The organism is Kibdelosporangium banguiense (genome assembly GCF_017876405.1).
In the GTDB taxonomy this organism is placed as follows: Bacteria; Actinomycetota; Actinomycetes; order Mycobacteriales; family Pseudonocardiaceae; genus Kibdelosporangium; species Kibdelosporangium banguiense.
This window is the reverse complement of sequence record NZ_JAGINW010000001.1, coordinates 3363188-3386961: the sequence shown is the minus strand read 5'-3', so window position 1 is coordinate 3386961 and position 23774 is coordinate 3363188. Positions and strand designations below refer to the sequence as shown.

General features: G+C 67.3%; 21 protein-coding genes. 7 read left to right on the top strand and 14 right to left on the bottom strand.

Annotation, left to right across the window (positions count from 1 at the left end; all coding sequences use genetic code 11):
• Nucleotides 1-68 precede the first annotated feature (68 nt).
• Complete coding sequence (locus JOF56_RS16170; protein ID WP_209638623.1) at nt 69-1112, top strand: hypothetical protein; 1044 nt, start codon at nt 69-71, stop codon at nt 1110-1112.
• 35 nt (nt 1113-1147) lie between these two features.
• On the opposite strand, the gene JOF56_RS16165 is transcribed toward JOF56_RS16170, so the two are convergent.
• Nucleotides 1148-1411, bottom strand: coding sequence for a hypothetical protein (locus JOF56_RS16165; protein ID WP_209638621.1), 264 nt, complete (start codon nt 1409-1411; stop codon nt 1148-1150).
• 188 nt (nt 1412-1599) lie between these two features.
• On the opposite strand from JOF56_RS16165, the gene JOF56_RS16160 reads away from it, so the two are divergent.
• Nucleotides 1600-2598: a helix-turn-helix domain-containing protein gene (locus tag JOF56_RS16160; protein ID WP_307855125.1), complete on the top strand. Its 999-nt coding sequence runs from the start codon at nt 1600-1602 to the stop codon at nt 2596-2598.
• A gap of 670 nt (nt 2599-3268) precedes the next feature.
• On the opposite strand, the gene ahcY is transcribed toward JOF56_RS16160, so the two are convergent.
• Nucleotides 3269-4759 (bottom strand): adenosylhomocysteinase, encoded by a 1491-nt coding sequence (gene ahcY, locus JOF56_RS16155; RefSeq protein WP_209638619.1) that lies wholly within the window; start codon nt 4757-4759, stop codon nt 3269-3271.
• 68 nt (nt 4760-4827) lie between these two features.
• On the opposite strand from ahcY, the gene JOF56_RS16150 reads away from it, so the two are divergent.
• A complete protein-coding gene (locus tag JOF56_RS16150; RefSeq protein ID WP_209648286.1) occupies nt 4828-7110 on the top strand; it encodes a lipase family protein in 2283 nt (760 codons plus the stop codon).
• On the opposite strand, the gene JOF56_RS16145 is transcribed toward JOF56_RS16150, so the two are convergent.
• Nucleotides 7107-8381, bottom strand: a complete 1275-nt coding sequence (locus tag JOF56_RS16145; RefSeq protein ID WP_209638617.1) for a glutamate mutase L — start codon at nt 8379-8381, stop codon at nt 7107-7109. The two genes, JOF56_RS16150 and JOF56_RS16145, sit on opposite strands and share 4 nt — an antisense overlap.
• Nucleotides 8359-9876: an amino acid permease gene (locus JOF56_RS16140; protein WP_209638615.1), complete on the bottom strand. Its 1518-nt coding sequence runs from the start codon at nt 9874-9876 to the stop codon at nt 8359-8361. The genes JOF56_RS16145 and JOF56_RS16140 overlap by 23 nt, the downstream gene beginning before the upstream one ends.
• A 114-nt stretch (nt 9877-9990) precedes the next feature.
• Between JOF56_RS16140 and JOF56_RS16135 the strand changes: the two genes are divergently transcribed.
• Entirely contained in the window at nt 9991-10782 is a 792-nt protein-coding gene (locus JOF56_RS16135) for a hypothetical protein (RefSeq protein WP_209638613.1), read from the top strand.
• 7 nt (nt 10783-10789) lie between these two features.
• On the opposite strand, the gene JOF56_RS16130 is transcribed toward JOF56_RS16135, so the two are convergent.
• The 6 genes from JOF56_RS16130 to JOF56_RS16105 are packed head-to-tail and all read right to left on the bottom strand — an operon-like array spanning nt 10790 to nt 16061.
• Nucleotides 10790-11710, bottom strand: coding sequence for a cation diffusion facilitator family transporter (locus tag JOF56_RS16130; RefSeq protein WP_209638611.1), 921 nt, complete (start codon nt 11708-11710; stop codon nt 10790-10792).
• 39 nt (nt 11711-11749) lie between these two features.
• A complete protein-coding gene (gene manA, locus JOF56_RS16125) occupies nt 11750-12967 on the bottom strand; it encodes a mannose-6-phosphate isomerase, class I (protein ID WP_209638609.1) in 1218 nt (405 codons plus the stop codon).
• 17 nt (nt 12968-12984) lie between these two features.
• The gene (locus JOF56_RS16120) at nt 12985-14076 is read right to left on the bottom strand and encodes an SIS domain-containing protein (RefSeq protein WP_209638607.1); all 1092 of its coding nucleotides are present in this window, start codon (nt 14074-14076) and stop codon (nt 12985-12987) included.
• A 5-nt stretch (nt 14077-14081) separates the two neighbouring features.
• A complete protein-coding gene (locus JOF56_RS16115) occupies nt 14082-14285 on the bottom strand; it encodes a Trm112 family protein (protein ID WP_209638605.1) in 204 nt (67 codons plus the stop codon).
• A gap of 30 nt (nt 14286-14315) precedes the next feature.
• Entirely contained in the window at nt 14316-15665 is a 1350-nt protein-coding gene (locus JOF56_RS16110; RefSeq protein WP_209638603.1) for a phosphomannomutase/phosphoglucomutase, read from the bottom strand.
• Nucleotides 15666-15713: 48 nt separating this feature from the next.
• Entirely contained in the window at nt 15714-16061 is a 348-nt protein-coding gene (locus JOF56_RS16105) for a DUF3499 domain-containing protein (protein ID WP_245379611.1), read from the bottom strand.
• 124 nt (nt 16062-16185) lie between these two features.
• On the opposite strand from JOF56_RS16105, the gene JOF56_RS16100 reads away from it, so the two are divergent.
• The gene (locus JOF56_RS16100; protein ID WP_209638600.1) at nt 16186-16656 is read left to right on the top strand and encodes a metallopeptidase family protein; all 471 of its coding nucleotides are present in this window, start codon (nt 16186-16188) and stop codon (nt 16654-16656) included.
• Nucleotides 16657-16729: 73 nt separating this feature from the next.
• Here the strand turns inward: JOF56_RS16100 and JOF56_RS16095 are convergent, their stop codons facing one another.
• Together JOF56_RS16095 and JOF56_RS16090 are read right to left on the bottom strand one after the other, a co-directional pair.
• Complete coding sequence (locus JOF56_RS16095) at nt 16730-19864, bottom strand: glycosyltransferase family 2 protein (protein ID WP_307855124.1); 3135 nt, start codon at nt 19862-19864, stop codon at nt 16730-16732.
• 61 nt (nt 19865-19925) lie between these two features.
• The gene (locus JOF56_RS16090) at nt 19926-20240 is read right to left on the bottom strand and encodes a WhiB family transcriptional regulator (RefSeq protein WP_209638599.1); all 315 of its coding nucleotides are present in this window, start codon (nt 20238-20240) and stop codon (nt 19926-19928) included.
• Between the two features lie 241 nt (nt 20241-20481).
• Between JOF56_RS16090 and JOF56_RS16085 the strand changes: the two genes are divergently transcribed.
• Complete coding sequence (locus JOF56_RS16085; protein WP_209638596.1) at nt 20482-21255, top strand: site-2 protease family protein; 774 nt, start codon at nt 20482-20484, stop codon at nt 21253-21255.
• Here JOF56_RS16085 and JOF56_RS16080 read toward each other — a convergent pair.
• Nucleotides 21181-22062, bottom strand: a complete 882-nt coding sequence (locus JOF56_RS16080; protein WP_209638594.1) for a helix-turn-helix transcriptional regulator — start codon at nt 22060-22062, stop codon at nt 21181-21183. The genes JOF56_RS16085 and JOF56_RS16080 overlap by 75 nt on opposite strands.
• Nucleotides 22063-22179: 117 nt before the next feature.
• Between JOF56_RS16080 and JOF56_RS16075 the strand changes: the two genes are divergently transcribed.
• Complete coding sequence (locus JOF56_RS16075) at nt 22180-22929, top strand: SDR family oxidoreductase (RefSeq protein WP_209638592.1); 750 nt, start codon at nt 22180-22182, stop codon at nt 22927-22929.
• A 43-nt stretch (nt 22930-22972) separates the two neighbouring features.
• Here the strand turns inward: JOF56_RS16075 and JOF56_RS16070 are convergent, their stop codons facing one another.
• Nucleotides 22973-23761, bottom strand: a complete 789-nt coding sequence (locus tag JOF56_RS16070; RefSeq protein WP_209638589.1) for a hypothetical protein — start codon at nt 23759-23761, stop codon at nt 22973-22975.
• Between the last annotated feature and the right edge of the window lie 13 nt (nt 23762-23774).

Genomic DNA, 23774 nt, shown 5'->3' with positions numbered 1-23774 from the left:
TGCGCTGATCGTTTAACCTGGCGTTGATTCGCGGGTCCGACCGCGAACATGGGGGTTGGAGAAATCTTTTGAACACCATCAGAAGACTGCTCATCGTGGGCAGTTGCACCGCTGCCGCGCTCGCGTTGATCGCCGGACCGGCCTCGGCCGGGCGCACCCGGATGCTCATCCAGCTCGACGCGCTGGAGCTGGGCGTGGCCAGCGGTGCGTGGGGGATCAACAACAGCAACGTGGCCGTCGGCTGGTCGAACGTCGGCTCGACGTCCCACGCGGTGAAATGGGAGCCTGGCAAGGCCGTGACGGATCTCGGCACGCTGCCGGGCGGAAGCGGCAGCGCGGCCAACGCGATCAACGACGGCGGCACGGTCGTCGGGGAGGGCTCCGACGGCACCGGCAACCGCCGGGCGATCAAGTGGGCGCCTGACGGCACGGCGACGGCTCTCGCCACGCCCCAGGGGGACAACCACTGCAAGGCGACAGCGATCAACAACCAGGGCGTGATCGTCGGACAGTGCTCCGTGGACGGGTCGTCCTTCGGTGGTCACGCGGTCCGCTGGTCGTCGAACGGCGCCGCCTCGGTCCTCGGCATGATGTCCGGCCACACGGTCAGCAACCCGTCGGCGATCAACCCGGCCGGCAAGATCGTCGGCTGGTCCCGCCAGTCCGCCGGTCACCCGCCGGTGGCCGTGACCTGGAGCCCGGACGGAACAGTCGCGCAGCTCGAGTTCTCCGGCGACAGCGAGGCGTACGGCGTCAACGACCTCGGCCAAGCCGCAGGCCGGTTCTACGCGATGGAGAGCGGATCCCGTGCTGTCCGTTGGGAAACCGACAGCCGCAGGACTGCGATGGGCGCGCTGCCCGACGTCGCCAAGCCGGAATCCCGCGGCATGGCAATCACGTCAAAGGGTGCCGTCGTCGGCGACACCAAGGCGGCCAACGGCCGCTACGTCGCAGCGGTCTGGACTCCGGACGGCACGGCGACGAAGCTCGCTTCGCTGTTCGACCTCCCGCCGGGAACGATCGACTTCGCCACAGCCGTGAACAACTCCAGCGGCTCGATCGTCGGCAGCTCCGGCGGAAACGCCGTGATGTGGACGGGTTATCTGCAGTAAGGCCCTAGTCGTGGCCGGGGCGACCCGGCCACGACTTATTCCTGTGGAACCTTCTGCCGCACCCGCCGTGCGGAGAAAACGCCACCAGCGCCGACGGCAAGCCCGCCCAGTGCCACAAGAAGCAGCAGTGGTTCCCGTTTGGCGGGGGCCGTCTCGGCGACCGCCTCACGTTCGCCCCTGGCGATCACCTTGGCCATCGGCGCCGGTTCGGCGACGGCCGGCAAGGCCGTCCCGAGGGCGAGGCCGGCGCCGAGGATCGCGGTCGCGGGCAGACGCCGCGTGAGCCATGGCGCAGGCATGGGCTTGGGCTCCCTTCTCGCCCTCAACGTGCCGGGCCAAGTGCGATGACCGGATGCAGGGTGGCCGGTCATGGCAATTGGCACGGCTTTGGTGACACACACTGCGATCAGGTGATCCCGCACGGCAACCCCGGTGTGCGGGCAAGGGGATCGTTCGCGGCTACCTCTCGTTCCCACGAGGAACTACTGTGAACGTTCACGGCTCGTTCACAGGTCGTGAACGGCTGCTCGAGGGGAAGGCGATCCGAGAGGTGGACAACGGCCCGCTGCCTGAACGACTCAGCGACGCACTGCGATATGGGCCTTTCCACCGTGCGCTGCGTGAGGCGATCGAGTACCGGGGCCTGTCGCTGACCCGGATCACGGCGCATCTGCAGCGGCTGGGTGTGAAAATCGGTCAGTCGACTCTCAGCTACTGGCAACGCGGCCTCAGGCACCCCGAGGTCCCCCGCTCGATAGACACGGTACGCGCGCTGGAGACAGTCCTGCGCCTGCCGCCGGACTCACTCGTCGTGCTGATCGGCCCCCGCCAGCGAGGCCGCCCGGACGAAGTGGTCCCAAAATTCACGGAAGTAAGCCGAGTCTGGCAGAACGCCACGGACCTGCTCACCGAATTCGACGTCCTCCCCGAGAACAAGACGAACGCGGACCTCCGGATCGATGCGGTACACGACTACATCCAACTCGGGCCACACCGCGAACAACGCACCCAGACAACCCGATTCGTCGTGACAGCGGCCCGATCCGGACCGGACCGGTACTTCGCGACGCACGGCGGAGACGAAGGGTGCCTCGTCGACCGCATCGAGATCACCACCGCCGAAGGCTGCCGCCTTGGCCGAGTCCGCCGCACGCCGGAAAAAGGCGTGATGGCAATGGAATTCCTGTTCGACCGCAGGCTTTCCGAAGGCGAGACACACGTTTTCTGCTTTACTATCACCGATGGCAGTGGCGGCCCTTCACCCGGGATGGAACGGACTTTCTTGCGCGGCGTGGGGACTTACCTTGTGCAGCACGCTTTTCATCGGCGGGCTTTGCCTTCTCGGGTGATCCGCCAGTTCCGGACTCGGGAGGGTGCCGAGCCTGTTGGTATTGAGGGGCTCGTTTGCGGGTTGGGTCGCGTTACCAGCGGCTACTTCACCGACCTGCCCGCCGGAATGGCCGCGATCCAAATCGAATGGCCTTGAACTGCTCTTGCAGCGCTACGCCATCGGTGTGAACCCCGTGCGAACGGCCCTTTCGCGCGGGTTCGCCTCTTTCAACCCCCTGCTGATCTTGCTTTCCCGATAGACTGGCGCAGGGACGCCCCCCAGTGGTGGGTGGGGGCATGTCTTTTTCTTGTGTAGGGGGCGGGTGGGGTTGGTTTTGCTGGTCAGGGTTGGGTTTCGCAGGACTTGAGCGCTGGTGATTGTGGCGCTTTTTCTGTTGAGAGATCATGCCCTGCCGGGCGGGCAAACCTCCCTCAGATGAGGACGGAAGGGCGGTTCGCGCCCCCACCCTCGATCGGCCTGCCCCAGGGTAACCACACAAGCCCAGGACACCGCACGCTTTCGACCGCCGGCGCCTCTCTTTGTTGATGCATGTCCCTGAAAGGTGACTCCAGTTTGGGCCGGGTTTCGCCGGGGGCGCGCCGGGCTAGGCCCGCCAGACCTTCAAAACTCGGTAACCGGGCTCGCGTCCCGCTCGGCGGCGCTGACCGGGCACGCCGGACACCCTCAGGCTTGGTGACCGGGCACGCCGGTCGGCTCCACGGCGATTGGGGCCGACTGGCGTACGTCGGGAAGCGAATCCTGGCGAGTCGCGGCCCGGCAATGGTCTGGGCCCTGGGGGCGGACTGTTGCCGGGCCGGGGTTTGGGTTAGTAGCGGTAGTGCTCGGATTTGAAGGGGCCTTCGACGTCGACGTCGATGTATTCGGCCTGTTCTTTCGACAGTTTGGTGAGTTCGCCGCCTAGGGCTTCGAGGTGGATTTTGGCGACGTACTCGTCGAGCTTCTTGGGGAGGCGGTAGACCTCTTTGTCGTACTCCTCGTTCTTGGTGAAGAGTTCGATCTGGGCGATCACCTGGTTGGAGAAGGAGTTCGACATCACGAATGATGGGTGGCCTGTGGCGTTTCCAAGATTCAACAGCCTGCCTTCGGACAGCACGATGATTGAGCGTCCTGAGGGGAACACCCATTCGTCGACCTGGGGCTTGATGTTGATCCGGCGGATGCCTGGGTATCGCGCGAGGCCTGCCATGTCGAGTTCGTTGTCGAAGTGGCCGATGTTGCCGAGGATCGCCTGGTGTTTCATCTGGGACATGTGGTCGGCTGTGACCACGTCTTTGTTGCCGGTCGTGGTGATCACGATGTCGGCTTCGCCGATGACTGTCTCGAGTTTCCTGACTGCGTAGCCGTCCATCGCGGCTTGCAGGGCGCAGATCGGGTCGATCTCGGTCACGATCACGCGGGCGCCCTGGCCGCGCATGGATTCTGCCGCGCCTTTGCCTACGTCGCCGTAGCCGCAGACCACGGCGACCTTGCCGCCGATCAGTACGTCTGTGCCTCGGTTGATTCCGTCGATCAGGGAGTGGCGGATTCCGTACCTGTTGTCGAACTTCGACTTGGTGACGGAGTCGTTGACGTTGATCGCCGGGAACAGCAGCTCACCGGCTGCCGCCAACTGGTACAGCCTCAGCACGCCGGTGGTGGTCTCCTCGGTCACGCCCTTGATGGACGCGGCGATTCCAGTCCATTTGGACGGGTCCGCCGAGAGCGAGGCGCGCAGCGTGGCCAGGATGACCTTCCACTCGTCCGGGTCGTCTTCCTCCGCGGAGGGAACCACTCCGGCCTCTTCGTACGCCTTACCTTTGTGCACAAGCAGGGTCGCGTCGCCGCCGTCGTCCAGCAGCATGTTCGGGGTCTTGTCGCCGGGCCAGGTGAGCATCTGCTCGGTGCACCACCAGTACTCCTCCAGCGTCTCGCCCTTCCAGGCGAAGACCGGCACGCCCTTGGGCTCCTCCTCGGTCCCGTGCGGGCCGACGACCACGGCCGCGGCCGCGTGGTCCTGGGTGGAGAAGATGTTGCAGGACGCCCAGCGCACCTCGGCACCCAGCGCGACCAGGGTCTCGATCAGGACCGCGGTCTGCACGGTCATGTGCAGCGAGCCGGAGACCCGGGCGCCGCGCAGCGGGTACACCTCCGCGTACTCGCGCCGCAGCGCCATCAGACCCGGCATCTCGTGTTCGGCCAGCCGGATCTCCTTGCGGCCGAACTCGGCCAGGGACAGATCCGCCACCGCGAAGTCGAGGTCGCCGACCTTGCCGGCGAACCGGGTCCCGGTTTCGTTCCGCGTGTCTTCAGCGGTCATCGTCCAATTCCCTCCAAACTCGGTCCCCGGAACACTACCGCTGGTCACTCACTGGAGTCGTCGTGCTGATGCCTGGACGCGAGACACGCGTGGTCGAACTGCGTGTCCACGGCATCATGGGCACCACCGCGGAATCCCTGGTCGGCGCCGTGGCCGCGGTCGATGTCGCAGGTGACGGCGTCGGCCGGATCGTGCGCCCGGCGGATCGGCTGCGCCGCCCGGCTCCCGGCCCGATGCTGCACACCGCGGTCCGGGCGGTGCCGCGCACGATCGAGGGATACGTCTGGGGCGGGATGACCTCGGGCGGCGTGACGAAGTCCACGTGGGCGCTGATGTTCCCGTTCACCCTCGCCAACATGGCGCACTGGATGCTGCCGCCGGTCCCCCATGACAACCGTCCCGCCGCAGCGTTGGGCCTGATCGGCCGCTCGTTACTACGGCTCGCCGCGCTGCTGCTGACTGTGCTCTTCGTCACGCAAGTAGCAGTGGTGAGCCTCGACCTGGTCGCGGCGCAGTGCCTGGCGCCCGGTTCGCCGTGCATGTCCGGTCTGGTGCCGGATTGGCTGCGCACGTGGCCGGGATTCCGTCCTGTTGTAGGACTGCTACCTGCGGCGTTCGTGATTCTGTTGCTTGGCCGGGTGTCCTCGGTGACGTGGAACGTGAACGCGCCGCCGATGCCTGGCCCAGTGCCGGGCAACCGGCCGCAACGGATGCCGGGCGCGAGTCTCACCGCCGACCCGGACACGCCGACGCTGCGCGCGCTTCACACGGTTGCCGCGTTGGCCGTGCTGGCGTTGTTGCCGGGTACGAGCGTCATGACTGTGCAGTGGGTCGCCGCGCTCGTGCTGTTGGTGCTGTCGGCGTTGGGTGTGCTGTTGCTGGACGATCCCACTGGCGCTGCGCCGCATCGCGCGGGTCGCTGGTTGCGGATCGCTTTGGGGGTCGTGACCAGGCGCGTTTTCCTGATCGCGGGTGTCCTGCTGGTCATCGGCAGTGCGTTCACGCGGGATCCGCTGCCGAATCGGGTGCCTGCGCTGGACGTCACGATCGAGGGCATCGCGGGCCTGCTCGTGATTGTGGTCGTGCTCTTCGGTTTGGTGACGATTCCAGCGGCTTTGCTTGCGCGGCGCGAGTTCTGGGCTGATCTGCCGTACGAGTTGCGGCCGTGGGCAGGCGGATGGATCTCGCCGATCGTGCTCGCGGTGGCCGGGCTGCTCGGCGGCGGGTTCGGTGCTGGTATCGCGATCACTGTGCGCGGGCTGCTGGGCAACAACGATCTGCAGCTGCCCTTGGGGTATGAGCCGTTGACGCTGTTGTGGGGCGTTTCCGCCGCGCTGGCAATCGCGATCGGCCTGGTCCTGGGGTCGATCACCGGCGTTCACCGGTGGCACAACGACCGCAAAGGCAAGCAGCCGCCCGAGGCGGATCTGTTGCACCAGAACACAACTCCTCAAGAGCACTCGACCGCGACGCGCGCCTGGCGGCGCGGCCGGTTCCAGCGAAACCACCTGCACCATTTACTGATCGCGTTCGGAATCGCGTTGGGCGGTGGCGCCGGGGTCGCGATCTGGATGCGGCTCAGGGACTTCGGTGCGCCGGAATGGATGGCGCCGTTCTCGGCAGTCGGCGTCTTCGCGCTCGGTTTCCTGGCCGCGACGCTGATGCGTGCCGTGTACCAGGCGGTGCGACGGCCAGAGCTGTCCAGAACGCTTGGTGTGCTTGCGGATCTCGCGTGTTTCTGGCCTCGTGAGGCGCATCCCGTTGTGCCACCGTGCTACGCGCTCAAGGTCATTCCTGAGGTCGCTGAACGAGCCGCGGAACACCTGGCTGATCGCAACACCAGGGTCGTGATCACCGGGCACAGTCACGGCAGTCTGATCGCCGCTGTGGCAGTATCCCGATTGATGGAGACGCTTCCTCCTGAGGATCGTGAGCGGGTTGGGCTTGTGACAGCCGGTTCTCCCCTGCAATGGGCCTATCCGCGGGCGTTCCCGAGCGTGGTCCCGCACAAGGCGTTGGCGGAGTTGCATGGTGAGCTCAACGGTCGGTGGCGCGCCTTGTGCCGTGGTACGGATCCGCTTGGTGGTGCGGTGACGACGTGGCGGCGGCAGGTCTTCGACTCGCAGATGATCGGCGTCGGTTTCCGCACAGACGGCAGCAGTGGGCCGTTGACCGCCGCGCAGCAGACGGAATCCGGCGCGCTCATCCTAGGCAGTGATCACTGGCTGCCGGACCCGCAGCTCAAGCCTGTTCCTGGGTTGCGTTGGTCGCCGGGCGTGCGTGGGCACCGCGACTATCAGGCCGACCCGGAGTGGGATGAGGCCGTCGCGATCGCCGCAGGACTCAGCTAGCGTGGCACCATGTCGCCGCCAATCGTCCGCAAGAGGCGCCGCGCTGTCTCGACGTGACCGTCCTCGGCCAGCAACCCTGCCGGGGCCAGAACATAGTCCCGGTCAACGACAATCCGCGCCGACCGGATCGCCGGGCGCAGCACGGGATCGGCCCGCAGCTGATCGATCACCTGGCTCACGTCGGGAGCGTGCCGGAACACCCCGCCGGACAACACCAGCAGCCCGGCACCACGCGGCCCCAGCTTGCCCTCCACCATCCGGAGATGCCTTCGCACAGCCAGAATCGCCGCCAGCCCGGCGAGTTTCAAGTCCACAGAGGATTCTTCGGCGGTGTCCGGAACGAAGTCGACATCCCTGGCACGCCGCTCCGCGAACTCCTGCAGGCCCTCCGTTCCAGGGAGTCGCTCCGCCGCCGCTTCGGTCAGGATTCCCGCCGCCGACCACCGCATACCGATGTCGCCTTCGACCGTTCGACGGTCGTCGGGTAACGCGACAGCGCGTTCTTCTGCGTCCTGTATAGACACTGCGGAGTAGACATCCGTAGTGGCTCCGCCGACATCGACCACCAGGACGGCATCTTCGCCGGCCAGCTGGGAAACCCCTGCCAGTACGGCATCCGGCGTGACCGCGCGGACGAGTTGCCGGAATGCGGGGCCACGGGACAGGCCCTTGCCGCCGATGACGTGGTTCAAGAACACCTGGCGGATCGCGGCCCGCGCCGGACCAGGCGCGAGTTCACCGACATCCGGCAGGACGTTGGTCGCAGGGACGACAGTGCGGCCGTCCATCAGCGACAGTGCTTCTGGTTGTGCGTCCTGGTTTCCGGCCAGCACGATCGGCGGCCTTATCCGATTGCGGGCCAGTTTTCTCGCGTTGTGAAGCAGTACCTTTCGGTCGCCGCCGTCCGTCCCGCCGACCAGCAGCACCACGTCCGGCGAGGCGGCTCGCAGCGCCCGGATTCCGGCGCCGTCGAGCTCGCCCGCCGAGACGTACACGACTTTTGCGCCAGCCGACAAGGCGACCCGATACCCGGCTTCGGCGCTGATCAGGCGCTCCTGACCGACGACGGCCAACCGCAGGCCGCCGCCGGCGGAGGAACACGCGAGAACCTCGTCGGCGTCGCCTAGTTTCGACAGCACCGCCTGGACCCCGTCGAGCACTTCCGGCGGGGTCGTGGCGTGCTGCGCCGTGGCCAGCAGCTCACCGGTATCCGAGACCAGCGCACCTTTGGTCCACGTGGATCCGACATCAAGACAGGCGATCGACGGCATTTTCCTTGATTCTCTTACCCAGCAACGAGTTCCTGCGACTGTACGCGAAGTATACGACCACGCCGATCACCATCCACGCGATGAACCGCAGCCAGGTGAGCACCGACAGGTTCAGCATCAGCCACAGGCACGCGAGGATCGCCAGGATCGGGATCAGCGGCACCCACGGCACCTTGAACCCTCGGGGCAGGTCAGGCCTGGTGCGGCGGAGCACCCAGACTCCGGCGGAGACCAGGATGAACGCGAACAGGGTGCCGACGTTCACCATTTCCTCGAGCTTGTCGGCCTCGAAGAACGTCGCCGCGATCCCGACGAGGATCGCGACCAGGATGGTCGCGCGGCCCGGCGTGCCGTGCTTTCCGGTCTTGGCAAGGCCTCGCGGCAGCAGCCCGTCGCGCGACATCGCGAACAGCACCCGGATCTGCCCCAGCAGCAACACCATCACGACTGTGGTGAGGCCTGCCAGCGCGCCGATCGAGATGATGTTGGCCGCCCAGTCCTGGCCGTTCACCGCGAAGGCGGTCGCCAATGTCTTACGCCCAGCGGGTTCCGCGGCTGTGGACAACTCGTTGTACGGCTGCATCCCAACCACGACAAGGGATACGGCAACGTACAGCACTGTGACGATCGCGAGTGATCCCAGAATTCCACGCGGCACAGCGCGCTGCGGATTGCGGGTCTCTTCCGCGGTCGTGGCCACCACGTCGAACCCGATGAACGCGAAGAACACCAGGGAAGCCGCGGCCAGCAGACCGAAAATGCCGTACGTGCTCGATGCGCCGCCCGCCAACGCGGAGAACAACGTCTGGTCCACACCCGTGGCCGACGTCGCGGATGCCGGCGCCGCATCCGGGATGAACGGCGTGTAGTTGTCGGCCTTCACGAACGACAACCCGAAGAAGATCACGAACAGCACGATCGCGACCTTGATGCCCGTGATCACCAGGCTGACCCGGGACGACAGTTTCGTGCCGATGGTCAGCAACACCGCGAGCACGATCACCAGCAGCAACGCGCCCCAGTCGACGTGCAGGCCGAGGATCGTGGCCGTCGTGCTGACGTCCTTGCCGAAGATGTAGCCGAGCACCACCTGCAGGTACGCCGACCAGCCCTTGCCGACCGCGGCCGCACCGACCGCGAACTCCAGCACCAGGTCCCAGCCGATGATCCACGCGATGAACTCACCGAAAGTCGCGTAGGAGAACGTGTACGCACTCCCAGCCACCGGAACAGTCGACGCGAACTCCGCATAACACAACGCCGCCAACGCACAGGCGATCGCCGCGAGCACGAACGCCAGCGAGACCGACGGGCCCGCGAAGTCACCCGCCGTCCGCGCGGTCAGCGTGAAGATGCCCGCCCCGATGACCACCGCGACACCGAAAACCGTCAGATCCCACGCCGAAAGGTTTCGGCGGAGTTTGGTATCCGGTTCGTCGGTGTCCGCAATGGACTGTTCGACCGTTTTCGTTCGCCACAAGCCAGTACCTGGCACCGTTGCCTCCTAACACGCGCCCCGACAGTGCGTGATCCAGAGACTACGGGTTGACACCGACAATTGTCGGACGTCTCGTCTCGCCTGCCCCAGATGGCCGCTAGGTTGGTTGCTGTGGCTGGGATCGATGACGTCCGTCGGCTGAAACTGCGCACGGTCCTCGGCTGGGGGATGGACGACCTGACAGAGCTGACCCATCACCGCAGCAGCTTCGACGTGGCGACCGCGGCCGTCCGGCGGCTGCGCCGCAGGGCTCGCTTGTTCAGTCTGGCCGGTCTTGCCCTGCTGGTCAGCTTCGTGCTGGGCGCGATTCTGATCGAGCGAATGGCGAACGAGCTGCCAGCGGGCGGCTGGCGGGCCGAAGGAGTCGTCACCGACAAGTCGTCGAAGGTACTCGATGTCAGGTTGACGGTGGACAACGTGGAAGGCGTGGTTACCGTCCGGCTGACCGGCACGAGCCCTGACTACCAGCTCGGCGAGCGCGTCACGGTCTTGTACGACCCGAATGGTCACGGCCTGTACCGGACCGACGATCCACCGAACTCACGGTTCTTGACGGCGGTGCTGATGATCACTGCCTTGATCGGTGCGGTGTTCCTGGTGCCGAGTGGCCTGATCGCGGGCAGGCGCTGGGGCAAGCGGCTGCGTTCGGTGCGCGAGCACGGCTGGCGATCCGGCCGAGCCCTGGTCCGCCGACGAATGCGGGGTCATACCGTCCTGTCGGTCAGAATGCCGGACGGCGACGTCCTGACGGTGGTGACCGTCAGGCCGGTGACCCTGCCACTCCCCATGGACCTGACAGCGAGCGACGTGTACGTCGGCGGTCAGGGAAACGCGCTGTCGATCATGTTCCTGACCGGCCCGTTCGTCGTTGCCGCCAGACTGCAGCGGCACCACGAACGCTGACGGACGCTCAAGCCTTGGAGGTGCTCCGATCCAGGTCGGGCTCCAGGTAGATCAGGCGGGCTGAGGGGACTTTGCCGCGGACGCGTTGTTCGGCGTCGTCGATGGCCTGGGCGACCTCTTCGACGGAGAGACCGGGGGTCAGGGCGATCTTGGCCGCCACCAGGAGTTCGTCCGGGCCCAGGTACTGGGTCTTGATGTGTATTACCCGTTCGACACGGCCCGCGGCCAACTCGTCGACGATGGTGTCCAGTTCAGCCGGGGTCGCGCCTTCGCCGATCAGGAGGCTCTTCATTTCGATGATCAGAATCACCGCGATGACGCCGAGCAGGATGCCGATCATGATCGTGCCGACGCCGTCCCAGACCGGGTCGCCGGTGACGGTGGCCAGGCCGACGCCGATCAGGGCGAACACCAGGCCGAAGAGGGCTCCGGCGTCCTCCAGCAGCACCACCGGCAGCTCCGGGGTGCGGGACTGGCGGATGAAGCCCCACCAGGACACGTCGCCCTTGATCAACCGGGATTCCACGATCGCGGTCCGGAAGCTGTAGCTCTCCAGGACGATCGCGACCACCAGGATGATCACCGCCACTATCGGGGACGACAGCGGTTCCGGCTCCTGGATCTTGTGGATTCCTTCGTACAGGGCGAAGGCCGAACCCAGGGTGAACAGCATCAGCGCGACGATGAACGAGTAGAAGTACCGGTCGCGGCCGAAGCCGAACGGGTGCTCCGGGGTGGCCTTGCGCTGGGACGTCTTCTGCCCGAGCAGCAGCAGGCCCTGGTTGGATGTGTCGGCTACGGAGTGCACGGACTCCGCGAGCATCGACGACGACCCTGTGATGAGGAAGCCGACGAACTTCGCGACTGCGATACCCGCGTTAGCGACCAGCGCGGCGATGATCGCCCTCGTCCCGCCCCCTGCAGACACATGTCCTCCCAGAGCCGTCCGGAATGTCCGGTCGAAACCCTAGACGATGGCTCCTGGGGTAGCCCGGAAGACCTGCGCTTCCGCGCCTTCCACCGGCACGACGTGCACCTGGGGGCTGGACGCCGGCAACCAGACCGACTGGCCACGGCCGAGCTCGACCTTGTTGCCTTCGGTGTCCAGCAGACGCACCGCGCCCGATGTGCAGATCAGGATCTGTGGTCCGGTGCTGTGCAACGGGACCTCGTCGCGTTCGCCGAGTGCCCACTGCAACCGGCTCAGCTCGAATTCGGGAGCGGGCGTCGGGTAACGCCACATCCCGGGCGAGACCTGCTCGCCGCGCAGGATGGGCATCTCGCCGCAGCTGAAGTCCAGCACGCGCAACAACTCGGGGACGTCGACGTGCTTGGGCGTCAGGCCGCCACGCAGGATGTTGTCCGAGTTGGCCAGGATCTCCACGCCTGTGCCGTGCAGGTATGTGTGCAGGTTTCCGGCAGAAAGGAAGATCGCCTCGCCGGGAGCGAGCACGATCCGGTTGAGCAGCAACGCGGCGAGCACGCCCGCGTCGCCTTCGTGGGCCTCGCCGAGCTCCAGGACTGTGCGGCACTCCAGGTCGAACTCGCCGCGTTCTTTGACGTGCAGCACGCAGGCGTCGAGTAGTTCCGGCAGGACTGTGTCCAGCGAGGTCTGCGGGAGCGTGATCCAGGTGGTGAACAAGGCGCGCAGGCCGTCCGAGTCGGGCTGACCGGCCAGGAGCTCGGTGTACGGGGCCAGGCCAGGTGTCTCGAGGGTACGGAGCAAACGGACGGTCCGTTGTGGCTCACGGAAGCCCGCGAGCGCGTGGAACTCCGTCAGCGCGCAGATCAGCTCGGGCTTCGCGGTGGGATCCGGGTAGTTGCGGTCACGTGCGTCACGCGCGATCCCGGCGGCTTCCTCACGCTCGTAGCCCTCGCGTGCCTGTTCGGCCGACGGGTGGGCCTGCAGGCTCAGGGCCTCTTCGGCCGCGAGGATCTTCAGCAGGAACGGCAGCCGGTTGCCCCACTGGCCGGCGCAGGTCGAGCCGAGCTGGCCGACCGGGTCGGCCTCGACGAGGTCGAGCAGAGAACGTTCGTCGTCCAGGCGGGACGGGTCTCCGGGGTGTGCGCCCATCCACAGCTCCGCTTCCGGATGCGGCGCCGGTACGGGCCGTCCCAGCAGCTCGGCTATGGTCGTGCGCGACCCCCATGCATAGGGCCGCACAGCGTTGCGCAGCAACTCCACTCTCAAACTCTCCCTAGTCAGACGCCGGCGGGTGCATATCTACCCGACCCGCCGATCGTCCCGGCCGCGAGGCCGAGATAGAGCGCCGCGAGCTCGAAGCGCAGCGCCAGCACCGCGGCCCTGGTCGGCTCGTCCGCACCGACCTCCTCCGCGGGCACGAGTACATCCGCACCCGGCAGTGTTTCCGCGGCCATGTGCTGTGCCGCGTCGGCTGCCGGTCCGGAGCTGATCGCCAGCAGCTGTACCCGCAGCATCGCTGTCGGATCGCCGGCGAAGTCGTCCGGATCGTCGAAGATACCCTGACCGGACGTCGAGTGTACCGCCGCCCGATGCAAGGCGAACCTCGTCTGCGCGTCGGCATACGACCCGACATCGCAGACAAATCCGGCATGCGCGGCGAGCACATGACGGGCGTGCGCGGCCACGGCGGTCGCCGCCGGATCCAGTCCCCACAGTAGCGGGACGCGGTCGGCCAGCCGCAGTGCCAGCGATTTCGCCGGGTTGACGAACGACTCGTGCGCCGGGTGGCCCTTCTCGGCTTCCTTGTCCAACTCGTCGGCGACCCGCCCCATGTCGGTCCGCAGCAGGCCCATCATGTTCACCGCGAGCAGGCCCGTCGCGAGCGCACGGGGGAATGCGAAACCAGGCGGCACCGGGACACGTGGCGGCAGTAAGAACGCCTTGCCCGCACCCGCCGCGGCCACGGGACCGTCAGGCGGGGCGGTCAGCACAGTTGTCGCGCCGTAGCGGGTCGCACGGCCGATCGACTCGGCGAGCACACGGTCGCCCGGGTCCTCGGTGTGCGTGATCACCACGTCGAGCGGGCCGACCCAGCCTGGTACCTCGTCGGTCACCACGACCGGAACCGGGCACGCCGGACCGAGCAACGCCACCAGCAGGTCAGCGATCGCACGCCCGTGCCCTGGCCTGGTCACGAGCAGCAGCGCCCGTGGCCGGAAGTCACGCAGCGCACGGCCGAGATCGCGCTCCTCGGCCATCTCGATCACCGAACGCACCTGGGCGCCGGCCTGCGCGCCGGCCCGCAGCAGGCCCTCCGTGTCGACCTCGCTCAGCCTGGCCGGGTCGTCCAGCAGGGACTCGTCAGCCACCGGACTCACTCGTTCGCGGTCTGCGGTTCTGTCGCCTCGTCCAGCAGCAGCACGGGGATCCCGTCGGTCACCGGATACTGGCGGCCACACGACGTACAGGTCAGCGCGTCGGCACTCGGGTCGTCCGGGGTGCCAGGGCGCAACGGCGCGTGGTCGTCGGACGGGCACGCGAGAATGTCCAGCAACTGCGGATCGAGCTGTACGGCCACGATTCCTCCTTCTCCCGCTCTCCAGTCTGCCTAACCGCGAACGATCGCGAGAACCTCGTCGCGTAGCGCGGCCATCGCCGCCTCGTCCGCCGCCTCGACATTGAGCCGGAGCAGCGGCTCGGTGTTCGACGCCCGCAGGTTGAACCAGGCGCCCCCAGGCAGTTCGACAGTGAGACCGTCGAGTTCGTCGATGGTGACGCCGTCGCGGCCGGAATAGGTGTCCTTGATCGCTGCCAGGCTGGCCTTCTGGTCACCGACCGTGGAGTTGATCTCCCCGGAGGCGGCATAGCGGACATATTCGTGCGTCAGCGCGGACAACGTGCCGTCCTGACCGCCCAGCGCGGCCAGCACGTGCAGTGCGGCCAGCATGCCGGTGTCGGCGCGCCAGAAGTCCCGGAAGTAGTAGTGCGCGGAGTGCTCGCCGCCGAAGATGGCGTCGGTCTTGGCCATCTCCTGCTTGATGAACGAGTGCCCGACGCGGGTGCGGACCGGCTTGCCGCCGCGCTCGGCGACGATCTCCGGCACGGCCTTGGACGTGATCAGGTTGTAGATGATCGTCGAGCCCGGCGCCTTGGCCAGTTCCCGGCTGGCGACCAGGGCGGTGACCGCGCTCGGCGAGACCGGCTCGCCCCGCTCGTCCACCACGAAGCACCGGTCGGCGTCGCCGTCGAACGCCACGCCCGCGTCCGCGCCCACCTCGCGGACCTTGGCCTGCAGGTCGACGATGTTCTTCGGGTCGAGCGGGTTGGCCTCGTGGTTGGGGAATGTGCCGTCCAGCTCGAAGTACATCGGGATGACCTCGATCGGCAGACCCTCGAACACCTTCGGCACGGTGTAGCCGCCCATGCCGTTGCCCGCGTCCACCACGATCTTCAGCGGCCGGATGCCGGACAGGTCGACCAGCTGGTTGAGGTAGCCGGCGTACGCGTCGAGCATGTCGCGCGTCTCGAGCTCGCCCGGGGTGGCGCCCGACTCGGGCATGCCCTGCTCGACCTCGCGCTGCATGTCGGCCAGGCCGCTGTCCTGGCCGATCGGCGCGGCGCCGGCGCGGCACATCTTGATCCCGTTGTAGGCGGCCGGGTTGTGGCTCGCGGTGAACATCGCGCCGGGCAGGTTGAGGTTGCCGGAGGCGAAGTAGAGCATGTCGGTGCTGGCCAGGCCGATGGACACCACGTCGACGCCCTCGCGGTTCACTCCCTCGGCGAACGCCGCCGACAGGCCGGGCGAGGAGTCACGCATGTCGTGCCCGATGACGACGGCCGGGCCGCCGACCAGCCGCGCGAAGGCGGCGCCGATCTCGCGGACCACGTCGGCATCGATCTGCTCGCCAACCAAGCCGCGGATGTCGTATGCCTTGAAGATGGCGGACAGGTCGCGCACAAGCTCTCCCGGGGTCGGATTGTCCTGTCCAGGAGCCTATTCGACCCGCTATTCGACCACGGGGTCGGGCAGCACCCGCAGATGTCCGCGGCGGCCCGACGCACCGGGATCAGGGGCCTCCACCGGCCTGTCCGGGCGGCCGGCCTCGCGCACGGCCTCGGCCAGCGCGGTCAGATCGTCGTGTGAGGGCTCGGGTACGGCGAACTCGCCGTCATGCCGGACCACTTCCCACCCCTTGGGGGCGGTGAGCCGCAGGGCATGTTCTTCGCAGAGGTCGTAGCTGTGCGGCTCGGAGTACGTGGCCAGCGGCCCGACTACGGCCGTCGAGTCGGCGTAGGCGTAGGTCAGCGTCGCGACGGCCGGATTGACACACCCGGTCCGCGAACAACGCCGCATGTTCCGCACGATCGTGGACGATAGCGCGTTTCTCGCCGGTGGGCAGGCAGGCACACCGATGACACGCCCCCAGTACCCTGTTTGTCCTAGGCGTATGCATTCTGGAGGTGCTTGGAGCGTGGTCATGCCTCGCCGTGCGCGGCGCCGCGGCGGCCGCCGGGGCCGGGATCGGCATGGTCGTGGTCTGCGCGGACCCCTCTACCCGTCCACGCTGCCGGCGGCCAGTACCCGGGCGGAACGGTTCGACGCGCTCGTGCTCGACGCGCTGGAGCCGATCGAGGCCCGCTGGCGGACCGAGCTGACCAAGCTCGACGTGGCCGTGGACGACGTCCCCGAGATCGAGACCCAGCCCCCGGGCGCGCCGCCGCCCGACGGCGTCCTCGCCGACAGCGGCGTACCGCTGGCGCGGCTCGTCCCGGCGGGTATGGACCGCCGCGGCAACCCGACCAGTGCCCGGATCGTGCTCTACCGCCGGCCGCTGGAGGCACGCGCGAAGGACAGCGTCGAGTTGGCCGACCTGGTGCACGACGTACTGGTCGAACAGGTCGCGAACTACCTGGGCGTGGATCCCGACGCGATCGAGGGCGGCGCCTGAGTCCGGTTTGTGTGTCCCCAATGCCACATTGGGGACGTCAGATGTCCCCAATGTGGCATTGGGGGCAAAACAACTAGCGGCGGCGGGCGGGGATGGCGGTCAGGAGTGTGAACAGCAGGGCCGCGCCTTGCAGCAGGAGCAGGAACGCGCGCAGCGTCGAGCTGTACTCGATCCGGACGTCAGCCGACCGCGCGGGCACGGCCACGCCGACGAGATTGCCCCACGCCCGCACGACCGGGACCTGACGACCGTTGACCTCGGCACGCCATCCCGGCTCCTCGGCCGCGCCGATGACCAGCAACCGGCCTTCGGAACCGTCGGACACCCGTACGGCGACATCCGGCGGCCGGGCGTCGACCGGCACGATGCCGCCTGCGCCCAGGGCGGTCGGCGGTGTGCCTCCGGTGACGGCCTGTTTGGCCAGTTCAGGCGCGAGCAGCACGGCCAGGCCCGCAGCGGGTTGCAGCCGGAGCGTCGGCCTTCCGTCCGAAGTGGACCCAGCAGGTGAGACGAGATCGCCCGCGGTCGTCCGTAGCCGGTCGCTGGTCGCCTGATCAGGCATGACCACGAACAGCACCCCGGCCGCCGCGGCGGAAGCGACCGCCGGCTTGGCGATTTCCGGCGTCGGCGAGCGCAAGTCGTTGTCCCACCGGCGAATCCGGCTTTCCGCCGAAGCCACCGCAACCAGGTCGTCGTCGCCGAACGCGGGCATCCGGCCCGCGGCCAGGCGAACCGGTTCATTGCCGTGCGACATCACCAGCACACCGCGACCGGTGTCCGCGAGCTCGTGACCAGGCGACGAAGCCAGCTGCACGCCTTCGCCCGCAGTCAACGGCCCGTCCCGACCAGCGATGAAAGCCCCGGCGACAAGCACTGCGAGCCCAACAGCACCAACAGTCATCGCCGGGCGTGGCCTGAGGTCCGAACCCGCCAACGCCCACAACAGACCCCAGCCAACGATGATCAACGGCGTGCCCAGCCAGCCGTGCTGCGGCGCGCCTGCGCCGACCGGAGCCGCGGCCAGCAGTCGCACGACCGCGACCGCACCCAGGCCCAGAACGAGCAAACCCAAGCCTGGCAACGAACCCCGGCCTGGCCGGAACACCAGTCCCGCTACCGCGACGACCGCGACCACCAAGCCCAGGACCGGCAACGCACCCGGCCCCAGACCTGTCTGCTCAGGAACCCAGGCGCCGACACCGTGCAGCAGAGCACCCGGATGCTGGATCAGCACAGCGGGCCACGGCAGCAGCAAAGCCAATGGCAGCAACACAATCGCGAACAACGCGGCCCCACGGCGAGGCCCGTCGCCGCGTTGGCCACCGGCAAGCACGAACCCGCCCAGCGCGCACACCAGTATCAACAGATGCGTCAGTGGTGAGAACGCGCCGATCACGGCCAGTCCGAGCGAAGATCCCGCCGCCAGCGACAGCCACGACCGCGAGCCGCGTACCAGCACCGACACAACCCCGGCAAGCACAGGCGGCAACAGGATGTGCACCACGACAGCGTCCAGCCGTCCTTGTGCGACGGCGGCTGTCGCAGGCGGCAGAAGTGCGTAAACACCGGCGATGACGGCCCGGACGCCACGCCGCACAGGCAGCCGCCGCGTTGCAAGATACGCGCCCAGGCCCGCCAACGGCATGTCCGCGAGCAGCAACAACCCGGCCTGGCCGCCCAGAATCCCCAGTACCGCAAGGGCTGTCGGCGCCGGTGACGCCGTGCCACCGTCCACTGCGTGCCAGGCCGCCAGGTACTCCGGCCAGATGTCCGGCATCGGCAGCAGTCGTCCGCCGACCAGATCGAGGCTCAGCCGGTGCCGGTTGACCGCGAGGCCGACCACGAGCAATCCCAGCACCAGCAGCAAAGGCGGTGCCAGCAGGATCTGTTTGAGGACCCGGCCACGGTCCACTTCGACCAGCATGACTTCCGGGACTGCGCTGCCGTCTCGTGGCACAGGCGACGGACGCGGCCGTGGACTGGGCTTTCTTGCTCTCAGAGGTGGCAGAACAGGGACGACGACCGCACTCGCCGGCCGGCGCAGTCCCGCGGCCAGGCGCTGCCCCTTGCGTCCCAACGCGCCCGCGGGCAACGCGTCCGGCCCGACCGGGCGCGGCAGTTCCTCGGGCGGCACCCACACTTTTTCGGGCGCTTGTCCAAGCGCGACATCGGCTTCCACGCGGCGCCGGACCAGTTGTGTGACACCGGCACGAATCATGTTGCGCAGCCTGGTAAATCTGCTGGTGAACAACCCGCCGACACTTCCGCCGAGTTTTCGCCGGTCACGGCGGCCGCGCAGCAGTTTCATCCGGCCGCCGAGCAGCCGGCCCAGCGCCACGAATTCCGCCCGCGCCCGGGAAATCCGGCGCAAAAGCGTAAAGCCCAGTCCACGCAACAGACAGAGCACCGCCAGTCGCGGCACGCCTGTCACAAACGACAAGAAAGCGCAGTTCACCAGGAACGTCCGGATACCGTGCGCGCGGGATTGCGCATCGGCCGAAGCGGTTCGCACACCGCGTGTCATGGCCCGGGCGTGTCGAATCCGCGCCGCGGGCACGCACAAAGCGACCGCGCCGGATCGATTGGCCCGCCAGCCGAAATCGATGTCATCGAACACCAGCGGCAGCGCCGGATCGAAGCCGCCGAGTTCTTCCCAGAGATCACGGCGGACCAGCAGCCCCGCCGACGGGACGGCAAGAACCTCACTGCTTTGGGAAATTCTCACCAAATCGCCGGAACCGATTCCGGTCTGCCGGTGACCGGACGCGTCGGTGGACAATCCGGCCTCAACGACCAGCCGGGGATCCGACCAGTCCAGCGCCACCGGTCCGAGCACTCCCGCGGACTGGGACAACTCGGCCGCGGTCATCAGCGCGGCCAGGCAGTCCGGCTCGGGTGCACAGTCGTCGTGCAGCAGCCAGATCCAGCCGCCGGGATCGCCCCACCGCTCCACGGCGTGCTCGAACGCCGCCTTGACAGCGGCACCGAACCCCGTGGAGCGATCGAGCGTGAGTACGCCGTCGAGCACGTCATCGCTGGTGGCCAGCAGTTTCGGTGTGCCGTCGGTCGAGCCCGTGTCGACCGCGATCACGTGCCTTGGCCTGGGTGTGCTGCGGCGCAGCGCCGAAAGCGCGAGCCGCAGCCATTGCTCACCGTCGTGACAGACCAGGACCGCGAGCACGGGCACAGTCCTGACCTGTGGGTACACCTGCTACCTCCGTAGATATCTACTCGCGAGTAGATACCGTACGGCCCCGCGATACCCCGTGCTAGATCGCGCGTTTCTTCAGCTTGCGGCGTTCACGTTCCGACAGACCGCCCCAGATGCCGAAGCGCTCGTCGTGCCCGAGGGCGTATTCGAGGCATTCCGAACGCACCTCGCAGCCCTGGCAGATCCGCTTGGCCTCTCTGGTGGAGCCGCCCTTCTCCGGGAAGAACGCCTCCGGATCGGTCTGTGCGCAAAGCGCGCGTTCCTGCCACTCCTGTTCGTCGTCTGCCGTGTCGAAGAGATGTACCAGGACGCCCAGATCCTCAGTCGGCGCGTCCCCCCACTCCACGACTCGGTCCCCTTCGTCAGCAATCATGTCCGTCCACCTCCCCGCCTTCCACTCCCCGGTTGGCGGACGCCACCCGCCCTCCCATTCGGCGAATGACATCTCTGTGATTACACCCGTGTAGTCCCGGCCGGTCAAGCGAAGTACCCACGTGGGTGACGGTATTTCCCGAGGAAAGTCCGGTTCTTTGCCCGATCGGGTGATGAGAACCGACAGCGTCCGGACAGGAGGTGGATCAACCCCGACCACTACCTGTTGCCACACTGGTGGTGTGCGGAGACAAGATGTACGTCCCAGTCCCCTGTTTCTGGGCTTGCTGGCGGCCACGATCGCGGGTGGTGTGCTGCTCGCGCTCGTCGAAGGTGAGATCGCCACCACAGCAGGCACTCTGCTCCTGGTTCTCGGCGGCTGGGCGGTATCGCTCTGCCTGCATGAGTTCGGCCACGCATACCTGGCGTATCGCGGCGGCGACCACGAAGTGCGGCTCAAGGGATATCTCACACTCGACATCCGCAGATACACCGACCCGGTGCTGAGCATCGTGCTACCGGTGATTTTCCTGCTGATCGGCGGTATTCCGCTGCCCGGCGGCGCGGTCTGGATCAACCACCACGCGTTGCGCACCAAGCGCGTGAAGTCGATGGTGTCGCTGGCCGGACCGCTGAGCAACCTCTTTCTCGGTGTCCTGCTGACCCTGTCGGTCGTGTTCTTCTTCGACCCGGCCGACTTCACCCCCACGCCCGACCCGCTGCCGGCCGCACTGTCCTTTTTGGCCTTGCTGCAGATCCTGGCGTTCCTGCTCAACATCCTGCCGGTGCCCGGCCTCGACGGCTGGGGCGCGATCGAGCCGTACCTGTCCTACCAGGCACGTTCGTTCGGCGCGAAGGCCCGGCCGTGGGCGCCCTTCATCCTCTTCGCGGTGCTGATCGGCATTCCCGGTGCCGGACAGGTGTTCTTCGAGATCGGCTACTCACTCTTCAGAGTGATCGGCGGCGAGAGTTTCGTGGCCGCCTGGGGCCGGGACAACTTCATGTTCTGGTACTGACCAGCTGCCCAGCATCGCGAGTTTGTCCGCGCTCGGCGAGCCCGGCACTGCCACATAGGTGATCAGCATGGTGTCCGGCTCGCCGGCCGGCAGCGAAAAGCTCTCGAAGGTCAGGTCGAGCTCGCCGACCAGCGGGTGGTTGATCAGTTTGCGCCCGAAGGTCTTCTCCTTGACGTCGTGCTGCGCCCACAGCCGGCGGAACTCCGCGCTGTGGATGGACAGCTCGCCGATCAACGCGGCCAGCTGCGGATCGTTGCCGTTGCGGGTGGCCGTCCATCTGAGAAGGCCGACAGTGTCCTCGGCCGCATAGACCCATTCCGGGTACATCTCCTGGGCTTTCGGGTCCAGGAACAGCATGCGTGCCATGTTCGGCCGCTCAAGGGCGCTGAAGCCGTACACCGCGTCGCCAAGGCGGTTCCAGGCCAGCACGTCCAGTCGCAGCCCCAGCACGAACGCGGGCAGCCGGTCCATCTGATCGAGCACCATCTGGACCGACCCGCGGACTTGGGCCCCGCGCGGCGACGGGCGCGCGCGCCGCGTGGGGCGCACCAGAGTACGCAAGTGTTCGCGTTCAGTCTCGTTCAGGGACAAGGCGTTGCCGATGGAGTCCAGTACGGAATCCGACACATTGGGGCTTCGTCCCTGTTCAAGCCGGGTGTAGTACTCCACACTCACGCCCGCGAGCCGGGCAAGTTCGTCGCGTCTGAGGCCAGGAACCCGGCGCCGTTCACCACGCGGCAGCCCGACCTCCTCCGGCGCGATCCGGGCCCGCCGCGACCTCAGGAACTCGCCCAGCTCGTTGCTCATGGCTTCCAGTGTGCAACGGGCGTCGAGGGCCAAGGGTGGTCCTGGCAGAACCAGTCACCGGGAAACCAGGTGAACCGGGGCCTCGTCGCCTGCTCGCAGCGGGGGCACGGTGGTGACATGAGCCAATACGAGAACCTGGCAGGACGGACTGCCGTCGTCACCGGTGCGGCCAGCGGAATCGGCGCCGCGATCGCCAAGGCGTTCGCCGCCAACGGCGCGAAGGTCGCGTTGCTGGCTCGCCGCGCCGACCGGATCCAAGAACTCGCTGACAAGATCCGTGCCGACGGCGGGCAAGCGCTTGCCGTAGCGACCGACATCACGTCGGACGCGTCGGTGGACGCCGCCGTGACCGCTGTGAACGCCGCTTTCGGCCGCGTGGACCTGGTCGTGAACAACGCGGGCGTGATGATCCCCGGGGACATCGGCAACGCACCGTTCGCCGACTGGCAGAAGATGCTCGACACCAACGTGACAGGCCTGCTGCGGGTGCTGCGGGCGTTCACACCGGATCTGACCGCGGACGGACACGCCGACCTGGTCAACATCTCGTCGATCGCGGCCCACCTGACATTCCCGGAGTACACGGTTTACGGAGCGTCCAAAGCAGCCGTGACCTTTGTGTCCAACTCACTGCGCGCGGAACTGGGCCCGAAGGGCGTCCGTGTCACGAACATCGAGCCAGGCCTGGTGGAAAGCGAACTGCGCGACGACATCACCGGTGAGTCCGGCGCGTTCCTCGACGAGTGGATCGCCAGTGCGGGCATCCTCGCCGCCGAAGAACTGGCCGACGTGGTCGCCTACACCGTCAGCCGCCCGGCCCGCGTGAACCTGCGCCAGATCATCGCCCTGCCGACAACGCAGTACTGAGGCTGAGGATGGCTCCGGGGCCCCTCGTCCCGGAGCCATGGCCTCAGTTCTTGAACGACCAGTCGGCGTCCCCGTCGGTGACGGTGGCGTCGTTGAAAGTGCCGGTGGTCGGGTCCGGCCACTTGCCACCAGGGAACTTGCTGTTGTCAGTGGCCTCACCGTGCAGCGTGACCATCTGCGCCGCCTGCGCGGTGAGCACGGCGCCGAGCGTGGTGACCGCAGCGATGATCAGGCCGCTGCTGATGCCCGCGTCGGCGACCACCATCGCCAAACCGGCCCACGACAACACAATCGTGCCGACCGCCGCGATGGACGCGACCAGTACCGCGATGAACTTCGCGACGATGATGCCGATCGCCACATAGAACGCGCAACCCGCGACAGCACAGATACCCAGTGAGATAGCGGTTTTCTCCGCGACAGTGCCGACCTTCTCCGACGCGGCGGACTGTGAGCCCGTGACGGCCTTGTAGCGGTCGGCGGCGACGCCCTTCCAGTGCGCGTCGGTCTGCAGCAGTTCCGGCTTCAGCTGGCCGGCGACCGTGGTGGCGGTACCACGCACGTCCATCCAGTCCCAGCCGTATTTGAAGAACATCACCGGCGCGGCGACGCCCTTGAGGATCTCGACGATCTTGTTCCAGATCGACTTGGCGATGTCGACCAGCTTGCGGCACAACGCCATCACCGCGTCCTTGACGAACCCCGGGATGTACCAGTGGTCCATCGCCGCGCTCGCGGCGGGCATGACCGCGTCGGTCTTCTGCGACATCGTCCGCATACCACTGTTGATCTTGTCCACGACGGCGTTGAACTGCGCCTCACTGAAGCCCATGACTGTTCGCCTT